Consider the following 11,792-nt stretch of genomic DNA (forward strand, 5'->3'; position numbering starts at 1 on the left):
TCAGGCGCCTACGTAGGCCGCGAGGTGCTCGCCTGTGAGGGTGGAGCGGGCGGCGACGAGGTCGGCCGGTGTGCCCTCGAAGACGATCCGGCCGCCGTCATGGCCGGCGCCCGGCCCGAGGTCGATGATCCAGTCGGCGTGCGCCATGACCGCCTGGTGGTGCTCGACGACGATGACCGACTTGCCCGAGTCGACGAGCCGGTCGAGCAGGCCGAGCAGCTGCTCGACGTCGGCGAGGTGCAGGCCGGTGGTCGGCTCGTCCAGGACGTAGACGCCGCCCTTGTCGCCCATGTTGGTGGCCAGCTTGAGCCGCTGCCGCTCGCCGCCGGACAGCGTGGTGAGCGGCTGGCCGAGGCTGAGGTAGCCGAGCCCGACGTCGGCGAGCCGGTCGAGGATGGCGTGCGCGGCCGGCGTACGCGCCTCGCCGGCGCCGAAGAACTTCTCGGCCTCGGTCACCGACATCGCGAGCACCTCGCTGATGTCGCGGCCGGCGAGGTGGTACTCCAGCACCGAGGCCTCGAACCGCTTCCCCTCGCACTCCTCGCAGGTGGTGGCGACCCCGGCCATCATCGCCAGGTCGGTGTAGATGACGCCGGCGCCCTTGCAGGTGGGGCAGGCGCCCTCGGAGTTGGCGCTGAACAGCGCCGGCTTCACCCCGTTGGCCTTCGCGAACGCCTTGCGGATCGGCTCGAGCAGTCCGGTGTAGGTCGCCGGGTTGCTCCGTCGCGAGCCGCGGATCGCGCCCTGGTCGATCGAGACCACGCCGTCCCGCCCCGACACCGAGCCGTGGATCAGCGAGCTCTTCCCCGAGCCCGCCACCCCGGTGAGGACGACCAGCATGCCGAGCGGGATGTCGACGTCGACGTCACGGAGGTTGTTCGCCGTCGCGCCGCGGATCTCCAGCGCGCCGGTGGGCTTGCGCACCGTCTCCTTGAGGGCGGCCCGGTCGTCGAAATGGCGTCCGGTGATGGTGCCGCTGGCCCGCAGCCCCTCGACGGTGCCCTCGAAGCAGACGGTGCCGCCCGCCGTACCGGCGCCGGGGCCGAGGTCGACGACGTGGTCGGCGATCGCGATCGCCTCCGGCTTGTGCTCAACGACGAGCACCGTGTTGCCCTTGTCGCGCAGCCGCAGCAGCAGGCCGTTCATCCGCTGGATGTCGTGCGGGTGCAGCCCGATCGTCGGCTCGTCGAAGACGTAGGTGACGTCGGTGAGCGACGACCCGAGGTGGCGGATCATCTTGACGCGCTGCGCCTCGCCACCCGACAGCGTGCCCGACGACCGGTCGAGCGAGAGGTAGCCCAGCCCGATCTCCACGAACGAGTCGAAGGTGTGCCGCAGCTTCGCGAGCAGCGGCGCCACCGACGGCTCGTCGAGGTCGCGGACCCACTCGGCCAGGTCGCTGATCTGCATGGCGCACGCGTCGCCGATGTTGATCCCCTTGATCTTCGAGGACCGGACCGCCTCGCTGAGCCGGGTGCCACCGCACTCGGGGCAGGCGGTGAAGGTGACCGCCCGGTCCACGAACGCCCGGATGTGCGGCTGCATCGCCTCCCGGTCCTTGGACAGGAACGACTTCTGGATCTTCGGGATCAGCCCCTCGTAGGTGAGGTTGACGCCGTTGACGTTCACCTTGGTCGGCTCGCGGTGGAGGAAGTCGTACCGCTCGGTCTCGGTGTAGTCGCGGATCGGCTTGTCGGGGTCGATGAAGCCCGACTGGGCGAAGATCCCCACTGTCCACCAGCTGTCCGTCTTGTAGCCGGGGATGGTGATCGCGCCCTCGGCGATCGACTTGGAGTCGTCGAAGAGCTGGGTCAGGTCGATGTCGTTCACCTTGCCCATGCCCTCGCAGCGCGGGCACATCCCGCCGGTGATGCTGAACTCGCGCCGCTCCTTCACCGCCTTCCCGCCGCGCTCGAGCGTGACCGCACCCGCTCCGCTGATCGAGGCGACATTGAAGGAGTACGCCTGGGGCGAGCCGATGTGCGGCTGCCCGAGCCGGCTGAACAGGATGCGCAGCATCGCGTTGGCGTCGGTGACGGTGCCCACGGTGGAGCGGACGTTGGCGCCCATCCGCTCCTGGTCGACGATGATCGCCGTGGTCAGCCCGTCGAGCACGTCGACCTCGGGCCGCGCCAGCGTCGGCATGAACCCCTGGACGAACGCGCTGTAGGTCTCGTTGATCAGCCGCTGCGACTCGGCGGCGATCGTGTCGAACACCAGCGAGCTCTTGCCCGAGCCGGAGACGCCGGTGAACACCGTCAGCCGGCGCTTCGGGAGCTCGACGCTGACGTCCTTGAGGTTGTTCTCGCGAGCGCCGTGCACGCGGATCAGGTCGTGGCTGTCGGCGACGTTCGGCTCAGGCGACTGCGTGTCCGTCCTCGTGGCCATGCTCATCGTGTCTCCATCTGTTGGGCGGGGCCGCCGTCGCGCTCCCCATCAGGTCGCCCCCTTCGGCAACGGCCCCCTGTCTACCTGATCGGCGGGGCGGGCCGGAACTGGCGGACCGCCCTCCCGACATCGCTCAGGCTAGGTGCGGCTCGGTGACCCGTGCTTCTCGAATCCTGACCGGTCTGGTCACCTGCTTCGCCACGCACGGCGGCATCCCCGCCGTCGCGCGTGCGGCACGGCGCCGGTAGACGCTGGGCGGTACACCGACCAACTCGGTGAAGCGGGTGCTGAAGGTGCCCAGCGACGAGCAGCCGACCGCGAAACACACCTCGGTGACGCTGAGATCTCCACGGCGCAGCAGCGCCATCGCGCGCTCGATACGCCGCGTCATCAGATAGCCGTACGGCGACTCCCCGTAGGCCCGCCGGAACTCGCGGCTGAGGTGCCCGGCCGACATGTGCGCGCCGCGGGCGAGCGCCTCGACGTCCAGCGGCTGCGCGTACTCCCGGTCGATCCGGTCGCGAACGCGGCGCAGGCGGGCCAGGTCGCGCAGGTGCTGGGCCGCCGCGGGGCTGCTGGTCACCTACCCGATCGTGCCACGTCGCGCCGGAGGTGCCCAGCGATGGCTTTTGAAGTGGCCCGGCCTCCGGAACCCGGCCCTCGCGTTGATCGTTGTGACGGGCGGCTGACACAACCGATCCCGACGACAGGGAGACAACAGCGTGGTCTTCAAACGGATGCTGGGCGCTTTCGGCGTGGGCGCGCCCTCGGTGGACACCGTCCTTTCCACCCCGCGCATCCAGCCGGGCGGGCTGCTGACCGGGCAGGTACGGCTCAAGGGCGGCGACTTCGACGCCGAGATCGAGCACATCACCCTCGGCCTCGTGGCGCGAGTGGAGATCGAGCACGGCGACGGCGAGCACGGCGGGCTCGGCGAGTTCTCCCGCACCCAGGTCTCGGGCCCCTTCACGCTGCGCGAGGGCGAGAACCGCACCCTCGACTTCCAGATCCCGGTGCCGTGGGAGACGCCGATCAGCGAGATCGACGGCCAGCACCTGAACGGCATGGCCCTGGGCGTACGCACCGAGCTGGCCATCGCCAAGGCCGTGGACAAGGGCGACCTGGACATGATCGCGGTCGAGCCCCTGCCCTCCCAGCTCCGCATCCTCCAGGCGTTGCTGCGGCTCGGCTTCCACTTCAAGTCCGCCGATCTGGAAGCCGGCCACCTGTACGGAGTGCACCAGGACCTGCCGTTCTACCAGGAGATCGAGTTCTACCCGCCCGCCCAGCACGCCGGGGTCGTGGGCGAGGTCGAGCTGACCTTCGTGGCGAGCCCGGCCGGGCTGGAGGTCATCTTGGAGGCCGACAAGCGGGCCGGCCGTTACTCCGGCGACGCCATCGGCCGCTTCCATGTCAGCCACGACGACGCGCTGCACACCGACTGGTCCAGTGAGCTCGACCGCTGGCTGACCGGCCTGGCCCAGCACGGCGGTTACGGCTCGCACGGCGGTTATGGGTCGCACGGCGGTTACGGCTCGCACGGCCACATGGAGCATCACGAGGGCTACGGGCACCACGACGACCACCACCGCGGTGGCGGTCCCGGTTGGGGAACGGTGGCCGCGGCCGGCGCCGCGGGCCTGGTGGGCGGGTTCGTCGCGGCCGAGGTGGCCGAAGAGATCTTCGAGGGCGACGAGGAAGAGGAAGGCGGCGACTGGTAGCGCGAAGCCGGGTGGCGGGCCGTGACGGCCCGCCCGAACGCCGGTAGCGCTGGCTATACCGCTGAATTCCAGCGAGTGGGATCGATCATGAGGTGGTCCGGCCGACAGGCTTGTGGCATCGCAAACAAGCCACCAAGCAGGGAGCCCCCCGATGTCGTACCCCTCCACCAAGCGTCGTAGCCGGTTGGCCCTGGCGGCGGTGGCCGTCGCCGCGCTGAGCGGCCTGGGCCTGTCCGCCACACCGGCAAGCGCCGACACCGACGCCGTGCGGAAGAGCCTGGACGCCCTGGTCAAGGTCGACAAGTACCCCGCCGCGCTGGCGGCCGTACGAGGGCGTGACGGGCGGACCCGCAACTACACCGCCGGAGTGGGCGACCTGGAGACCAAGGCGAAGGTCCCCGTCGACGGGCAGGTACGCATCGCCAGCAACACCAAGATGTTCACCGCCACGGTCGTGCTGCAGCTGGTCGGCGAGGGCAAGATCGACCTGGACTCGAAGGTCGAGAAGTACCTACCTAAGGTGGTGCGCGGCAAGGGCGTCGACGGCCGCGAGATCACGGTCCGGCAGTTGCTGCAGCACACCAGCGGCCTGGCCGACTACGACGACGTCCTGATCAAGGACTATCTGGCCATCCAGCACACCCACTACGAGCCGCGTGAGCTGGTGGACGCGGGGCTGACCAGCAAGAACTCCCCCAGCCACGGCTGGAGCTATAGCAACACCAACTACATACTGGCCGGACTCATCGCGCAGAAGGTCACCGGCCGGCCGATCGGCGAACAGATCACCCAGCGGATCATCGAGCCGCTCGGGCTGCGCAAAACGTACTGGCCGGCCCTCGGCGACCAGTCCATCCGCGGCCCGCACCCCAAGGGCTACTACGCCGCCAAGTCCGGCGACCCGTACACCGACGTCACCACGATGGACCCCTCCATGGCCTGGGCGGCCGGGCAGCTGATCTCCACCCCCACCGACCTCAACCGGTTCATGGGCGCGCTGCTGGGCGGCAAGCTGCTCGAGCCCGAGCAGCTCAAGCAGATGAAGACCACCGTCGACGCCCCCGGCTTCGACTCCGTCGGCGGCTCCCGTTACGGGCTCGGCCTGGCCACCTTCAAGCTCAGCTGCGGCGGCTTTGCCTGGTCCCACGGCGGCTCCGCCCCCGGCTACGCCACCGCCAACGCCATCACCGACGACGGCCGGGCCGCCACCATCGCCGTCACCGCGCTGCCCACCGAACTGTCCGCCTTCAAACACTTCGAAGCCGCCCTCGACACCGCGCTGTGTGAATAACCGCAGGCAGCAGCGCCCAGGAGAGCGACGGCCCGGCACAAGCGGACCGTCGCTCTGTTTTTGCCGCATCGCATTCAGCGATGAATACGAATAAGCCGTGTTTCCCCAGGTCAGCAGGAAATCATGAACAGCGGTTTCGGACCAGGTTGAGGTAACTCAGTGCGACTTGACTCGGCCATTCCTGAAAGGACGGACACCGCAGCGTCACCAATATGGAACGGTCCCCAACTCATCAGCCGTCACAGCCGACTGCGTGCTATCGACCAGGACGTCCGCTTCGAGGCCGCACCCCAGGCCCAGCCCCTGACCCGCACCTGTGTGACGCCCCCGCCAGCGCGCGAAGAACCGGTCGATCCCGCACCACGAAGAGGCCCTCTCCTTTGACATTGTCAGCTAGATCGCCATGAACCGATAGAGTCAGACCCGGTTGTGCCACAGGTAGTCATGGAGAAGTCAGGGCAACGACCGGAATTGACCGCGGAGTGGCTATGTGTAAAAGGCGACACGCTCTGTGAGCGACGAGTTGCCAGCACCTTGGTCACCCCCTAGTGTGCCTGAGGCATATTCACGTGTTCGGACACCTGAAGGGTTAAGGGCCAGTACAGGCATTCGGCCTGCACAGGATCCGCTCTATGGGGGCATGAATGGCGCTCAGACCGCGCATGGCTTCGGCCGTGGTGGTGCCAGCGGCAATGGAGTGCGGCGTGATCCCACCGCCGCGGCCCGAGGCCGCCGCCTTCGACATGCCCGCCGACCCTTGCCGTGCCCTGAACGCGCAGGGCCGGTCGTGGTCCGCAGGAAGAAGACAGACGTGACCTCCACCGAGTGGGAGGCCCAGACCGCCGACTGACGCCCGTTCAGCCGGATGGGCGCCCACAACAAGCGGAGAACCAAGGAAATTGACCCCATGTACCCGCACGTGCATGTGTGTCCGATTTGGGAGGTTTTGTGGTAGCTGTGGTTTCGGACTATGACAAGATCGGTGGCGCTCCCACCGTCCGTGAAGCGGTGGACCGCTTCTACACGGTCGTGCTGGACACCCCCGACCTCAAGCCGTACTTCGACGGCATCGACATGGCGCGGCTCAAGCGGCACATGGTCATGCTGCTGTGCTCCGTCCTCGGTGGCCCTGAGGTGTACGAGGGCCACGACCTGGCCGACGCGCACCGTGGCATGGGCATCACCGATGGGCACTATGACCAGGTCGGCGACATCCTCGTCACAGTGCTCCGCGACCTCGGTGCTCCTGAGGAGGTCGTGGCGAACGTCGTGACGATCCTGGGCCAGGTGCGCGGCTCCATCGTGGAGAAGCCCGCAGAGGCAGCCGGGTAAGTGGACACGCAAGCCTTAAAGGACAGCTGGCACCAGGTCGCCCGGTCGGGTGATCAGGTGCCGCTGTTCTTTTACTCAGCCCTGTTCCTGATGTACCCCGAGACGCGCGCCCTGTTCCCGGTCTCCATGGCCACTCAGCGGGATCGGCTCGTCAGCGCGCTGGGGCGCGTCGTCAGCAACGTCGACCACGTGGAAGACGTGGTGCCGTTTCTCCAGCAGCTCGGCCGCGACCACCGCAAGTTCGCCGTGGTCACGCAGCACTACCCCGCTGTCGGCCAGGCACTGCTGGCCACGCTGCAGCACTTCCTCGGCGATCGCTGGACACCTGCTCTGGCCAACGACTGGACGCAGGCGTACGGGCTGGTCGCGAAGGTGATGACCGAAGCGGCCGAAGAGGCTGCGGCCACGACCCCGCCCTGGTGGGACGGCGAGATCATCCTGCATGAGTCGCGCGCCCCCGGCATCGCGGTGATCCGGGCTCGCCTGAACTACCCGTACCCCTTCCGCGCGGGCCAGTTCGCGTCGATCTCGGTCGGGCTGCGACCGAGAATGTGGCGTTTCTACTCCTTCGCCAACGCGCCGCGTCGCGACAACACTATTGACCTGCACGTACGGGTGGTCGACGGTGGCGCGGTCAGCACGGCCCTGGTGCACGGCGCGCAACGCGGCGACGCACTGAAGATCGGCGCACCGCTGGGCGACCGGTTGACGCTCGACACGAGCCTGCCCAAGGATCTCCTCCTGATCGCCGGCGGCACGGGCCTGGCTCCCCTCAAGGCGCTCGTGGAGCAGGTGGCCTACGAAGGGGCGCGCTGCAACATCCGTCTCTTCGTGGGTGCCCGGACCGCCCGCGAGCTGTACGACATCGAGGCGCTGTCCAAGCTGGACGCCGAGCACCCATGGTTGAGTGTCGTGCCCGTCGTGTCCCATGACGGGCTCTACCGCGGTGAGCGCGGCTATGTGGTGGACGTCGCCCTGAAGGCCTGGCGTGGCCAGGATGTCTTCGTATGCGGCTCTGAAGAGATGGTTCAGAGCACGACCGCCCGGCTGCTGGACGCCGGCGTGCCGGCCGAGCAAATCCGCTTCGACGAATTCACCAGCGCTGGAGGTAGAGAGCAGTGACGGGAGAGACGCCATGGGCACATAACCCATCGAACGGCCGCCAGCCACTGACGCCGGATCGGGTACGGAACAAGGACTTCTCACGCGCCAAGCTCGGGAGCCGCGGCTACAACGCGGATGAGGTACGTACGTTCCTCTACCGCATGGCCGACGACATAGCGGCCAGCGACACGGAGAAGGCCGACCTGCGCGCGGAGGTCGATCGGCTGCGCAACTGGTTCAAGGACCACGGCCACGACACCTCCCCGGGCGCCTCGGCCAGGCTCAACGTCGACGCGGTCAACCTCCTCTCCCGCGCTCAGCAGACGGCGGACGCCCAGATAGCCGAGGCGGAGGACTACTCCCGCAGGCTGGTGGGCCAAGCTCGCCAGCAGTACGAGCAGATCCTCCAGGAGGCGCAGCAGCAGGCGGAGGAGGCCGCCAGCCAGGCGGTCAACGTCTATCGGGCGAGCGGAGAGGTCCAGTCGGTCGAAGCCGAGGAACTGGAACGCCGCATCGCCTACCTGCGCACTTTCGCGGAGGTCACCCAGGTCCAGTTGCGCGCGGTCCTCGAAGGGCTGACCAACGAGGTCAACAAGCTGGGCACCCTGCCGGAGACGAGCCGACAGGCCGTCGCGTACTCCTCCTTGGGCTCCTCCTCAGGCTTCTCCACGAACCCGGGCTAGTTCCGGCCGAGCCGGCCACCGGAGAGGTCACCGACGACTCGAACCCGCGGACTTCCGATCCCCGCACGCCCATGGCGTGCCGCCACGGTCCTGGACACCCGTCGGCCGGGATCTTTCTTTCGCATGCCTGATTAGAGATCCGCGTCACCGTAGGCGGCTGGGTCACAGTTCGGGGCATGCGATCAATCGCCACGCCTGAACCGGGCGATCATGGGTAGCGCTGAGCAACCACACCCGTAACACCGGACGGACGGAAGCCCAGCATGCTCACCCTCATTCTGCTCATCTTCGCCTTGGCCTGCTTCGTGCTCGCCGCCTTCAACGTCGGCGGCGGCCGCGTCAACCTCATCGCCCTCGGCCTGGCCCTCTGGGTATTGACCGAGATCATCCCCCACATCAGCGACTTATAGCGGCCGGCCGGACTCCGCTGCCGTCCTGGGCCGTCCCGGGCAAGGACGGCAGCGGAGTGTCATGGCTTGACGACGGCACCTACAGGACGGAACTGCTCGATCATCGCCGCGTACCCGCTGCCACCATGCCCATCCGCCACGGCCCGATCGGTCAGGGCCTTGATGAACCTCGGAAGCTCGGCATTCACCCCGAGGGACTCACTCTCGTGGATGAGATGTTCCATCGCGGCCAGGTGCGTGTCGATGGTGGAATCAACGGCCGGGTACGCGCCGTCGTCGATCTGCCGCGCATAGGCGGACACCCAGCCGTTCACGGTTTCGACCCCCTTGCTCGCGATCGGGGCGAACGCCGTGGCGTCCACACCCGCCGCGCCGAGCAGGGCGGCACCCTGCAAGAAGCCGTTCAGGATGTTCCACATCAGACTCAGTACGGCCACGTCGTACAGCGCCGACAGCCCATGGTCGTCGCCGAGGTAAGTCGTACCCGCGCCAAGGCTCCTCAGGGCCGACTCGTGCAGGTCGAAAGCCGACCGCGGCCCGCTGTAGAGGAGAACGGCCTCCGCCCCGACGGCCGCGGGGGTGGCCATGATCGCGCCGTCGAGGTAGACGCCGCCCCGCCGCGTCACCCACTCCGCGGTCTCGCGGGCCCCCAGCGACGTACCGGAGGTCAGATTCACCAGGACCCGGCCGTCGAGTTCCTCGCCCAGCGGATCGAGGAGCGTGTGCACAGCCTCGTAGTCCGACACGCAGACGACCACGAGCGGGCTGGCCAGGACGGCGTCGCGGACCGAGTCGGCGGCCTTCGCCCCCTGGGCGGCGAGATGTTCGGCCTTCTCTGCCGTACGGTTCCACACGGTCGTGGAGTAGCCGCCGCGCAGGAACGCTCCAGCCAGCGCCTGACCCATCAGGCCAAGACCAATGACCGTCACGTCGCGATTCCGCATCATGCGCTGCTCCCTCGATGGGTTTGAGTGGTCATGGCAGAATCATCAACGTTCACACCGATATGAAGGTCAAGGAGCAGCGCGCGTGCTGATCGGGGAGCTGAGCCGGCGGACCGGAGTCCGCACGCATCAACTGCGTTACTACGAGGCCCAGGGCCTGCTCGAGCCCCGCCGCGCCGCCAGCGGCTACCGCGAGTACACCAGCGATGCCGTCCTGACCGTGACTCAGATCCGGCGGCTGCTCGAAGCCGGACTGTCGACCCAGGAAATCGGGTACTTGCTGCCCTGCGCCACCGGCGCGGCCCCCGACCTCGAGCCCTGCCCCGAGCTCCTGGACACGCTGAGAGCCCGCATGCACGGCCTGGACGAGCACATCGACCTGCTCACCCGCTCCCGCCAGGTCCTCCACGACTTCATCGACGCCACCGAACAGCGCGGCGTCACTGCGAACGTCGTTGTATCGCCGCCTCGATGCGCATCACCAGGCCGCTGATCGCCACGAGTGCGAAGACACCGAGCACCTGCCAAGGCGGGTGGCCGTTCTCGACGATGAGCGCACCCACGCAGAGCGCGAGGCCCAGCCCGAGAAGCACCGCCCCGTACGTATGCGTGCTCTCGATACCGTCGCGGTCATACGGGGGGTCGATGCGCCGAGCGGGCTTATCAGGCTCGTTCACAGCCCGGAGCATCCCACGTCGCCGGTAAATCCGGAAGTGTCGCCCATCAGCGTTGGAAGGATTCCCATCTTGATCAGCGATTGGACCCGGCAGGCACTCCCGGCCATGCTCGACGACCTCAAGGCCGTGGTCGAGCTGGAAACCCACAGCTCCGACAGGGCCATGCTGGTCAAGGGGCTGCACGCGATCCGCGCCCGGGCCGTCGACCTCCTCGGCCCGCCCGACGCGGAGGTCCTGCACGACGGCGGACCGTACGGTGACATCCTTGAGCTGACCTACCAGGGCACCGCGCCCGGCACCGTGCTGATGCTCAGCCACTACGACACCGTCTGGCCCACGGGGACACTGGCCGAGTGGCCGTTCACGGTGGTCGACGGTAGGGCCGGCGGGCCGGGCGTGTTCGACATGAAGTCGGGCCTGGTGCAGTCGATCTGGGCACTGCGCGGGCTGCGCGAGCTGGGGCTGCCGCATCCGAGCGTGCGCTTCCTGTTCAACGGGGACGAGGAGATCGGCAGCCCGGCCTCGCGCGAGCACATCGAGGCCGCGAGCGCGGACGTGCTGGCGAGCCTGGTCTTCGAGGCGTCGCTCGACGGCGCGCTCAAGACCGCCCGCAAGGGCGTGGGGCTGTTCGACGTGAGCGTGACCGGGGTGGAAGCGCACGCGGGGCTCGACCCGCACGCGGGGGCGAACGCGATCCACGCCCTGGCCGAGATCGTCACCACGCTGGCCGGCTCCGCCTCACGCGAGCGCGGAACCACCGTGAACATCGGCGTGATCACCGGCGGCACCGGCCGCAATGTCACGGCCGGCCATGCGAGCTGCGGGATCGACGTGCGAGTGACCGACCCGTCCGAGATGGGACGGATCGACGACGTGTTCGCCGGCCTGCGGGCCGCCGATCCGCGGGTGACGATCTCCGTGACCGGCGAGTGGAATCGGCCGCCCATGACCCCGAACCCCGCCTCGCAGCGGCTGTTCAAGGAGGCCCAGGAGGTGGCGGCCGGGCTCGGCTGGCCGCTGGACGAGGTGTCGGTCGGGGGCGCCAGCGACGGCAACTTCATCTCGGCGCTCGGGCGACCCGTGCTGGACGGCATGGGCGCGGTGGGCGACGGGGCGCACGCTCGGCACGAGCACCTGCTGGTCGAGCACATCCCGAAGCGCCTGGCTCTGACGATCGGCCTGCTCACGGCTCTCGCCTGATGGCTTGACCGACCTGGGCAGCGACGATCGTGCTCCCCCGTG

At 68.4% G+C, this 11,792-nt stretch carries 12 protein-coding genes; 8 read left to right on the top strand and 4 right to left on the bottom strand.

Annotated elements, in window-relative coordinates:
- Together ACGFJ2_RS30430 and ACGFJ2_RS30435 are read right to left on the bottom strand one after the other, a co-directional pair.
- The gene (locus ACGFJ2_RS30430) at positions 1-2,394 is read right to left on the bottom strand and encodes an excinuclease ABC subunit UvrA (RefSeq protein WP_357938207.1); all 2,394 of its coding nucleotides are present in this window, start codon (positions 2,392-2,394) and stop codon (positions 1-3) included.
- A 127-nt stretch (positions 2,395-2,521) separates the two neighbouring features.
- On the bottom strand, positions 2,522-2,971 hold the full coding sequence (locus ACGFJ2_RS30435; RefSeq protein WP_358176707.1) for a helix-turn-helix transcriptional regulator: 450 nt from the start codon (positions 2,969-2,971) through the stop codon (positions 2,522-2,524).
- A gap of 139 nt (positions 2,972-3,110) precedes the next feature.
- On the opposite strand from ACGFJ2_RS30435, the gene ACGFJ2_RS30440 reads away from it, so the two are divergent.
- The 6 genes from ACGFJ2_RS30440 (at position 3,111) to ACGFJ2_RS30465 (ending at position 8,929) form a co-directional block, all read left to right on the top strand.
- Positions 3,111-4,109 (top strand): sporulation protein, encoded by a 999-nt coding sequence (locus ACGFJ2_RS30440; RefSeq protein WP_393474073.1) that lies wholly within the window; start codon positions 3,111-3,113, stop codon positions 4,107-4,109.
- 151 nt (positions 4,110-4,260) lie between these two features.
- Positions 4,261-5,400: a serine hydrolase domain-containing protein gene (locus tag ACGFJ2_RS30445; protein WP_393474076.1), complete on the top strand. Its 1,140-nt coding sequence runs from the start codon at positions 4,261-4,263 to the stop codon at positions 5,398-5,400.
- 948 nt (positions 5,401-6,348) lie between these two features.
- A complete protein-coding gene (locus tag ACGFJ2_RS30450) occupies positions 6,349-6,732 on the top strand; it encodes a group 1 truncated hemoglobin (protein WP_357938201.1) in 384 nt (127 codons plus the stop codon).
- Complete coding sequence (locus ACGFJ2_RS30455) at positions 6,733-7,854, top strand: globin domain-containing protein (protein WP_358176716.1); 1,122 nt, start codon at positions 6,733-6,735, stop codon at positions 7,852-7,854.
- Positions 7,851-8,519 (top strand): DivIVA domain-containing protein, encoded by a 669-nt coding sequence (locus tag ACGFJ2_RS30460; protein WP_357938197.1) that lies wholly within the window; start codon positions 7,851-7,853, stop codon positions 8,517-8,519. The genes ACGFJ2_RS30455 and ACGFJ2_RS30460 overlap by 4 nt, the downstream gene beginning before the upstream one ends.
- A 263-nt stretch (positions 8,520-8,782) precedes the next feature.
- On the top strand, positions 8,783-8,929 hold the full coding sequence (locus tag ACGFJ2_RS30465) for a hypothetical protein (RefSeq protein WP_357938195.1): 147 nt from the start codon (positions 8,783-8,785) through the stop codon (positions 8,927-8,929).
- Between the two features lie 59 nt (positions 8,930-8,988).
- On the opposite strand, the gene ACGFJ2_RS30470 is transcribed toward ACGFJ2_RS30465, so the two are convergent.
- The gene (locus ACGFJ2_RS30470) at positions 8,989-9,876 is read right to left on the bottom strand and encodes an NAD(P)-dependent oxidoreductase (RefSeq protein WP_393474081.1); all 888 of its coding nucleotides are present in this window, start codon (positions 9,874-9,876) and stop codon (positions 8,989-8,991) included.
- Positions 9,877-9,958: 82 nt separating this feature from the next.
- Between ACGFJ2_RS30470 and ACGFJ2_RS30475 the strand changes: the two genes are divergently transcribed.
- A complete protein-coding gene (locus ACGFJ2_RS30475) occupies positions 9,959-10,366 on the top strand; it encodes a MerR family transcriptional regulator (RefSeq protein ID WP_358176722.1) in 408 nt (135 codons plus the stop codon).
- Here the strand turns inward: ACGFJ2_RS30475 and ACGFJ2_RS30480 are convergent.
- The gene (locus ACGFJ2_RS30480; RefSeq protein WP_357938189.1) at positions 10,314-10,550 is read right to left on the bottom strand and encodes a hypothetical protein; all 237 of its coding nucleotides are present in this window, start codon (positions 10,548-10,550) and stop codon (positions 10,314-10,316) included. The two genes, ACGFJ2_RS30475 and ACGFJ2_RS30480, sit on opposite strands and share 53 nt — an antisense overlap.
- A gap of 69 nt (positions 10,551-10,619) precedes the next feature.
- Between ACGFJ2_RS30480 and ACGFJ2_RS30485 the strand changes: the two genes are divergently transcribed.
- Positions 10,620-11,750 (top strand): M20 family metallopeptidase, encoded by a 1,131-nt coding sequence (locus tag ACGFJ2_RS30485; RefSeq protein WP_393474085.1) that lies wholly within the window; start codon positions 10,620-10,622, stop codon positions 11,748-11,750.
- Positions 11,751-11,792 lie beyond the last annotated feature (42 nt).

It is taken from the genome of Nonomuraea sp. NPDC049028 (assembly GCF_043197735.1).
Lineage (GTDB): Bacteria > Actinomycetota > Actinomycetes > Streptosporangiales > Streptosporangiaceae > Nonomuraea.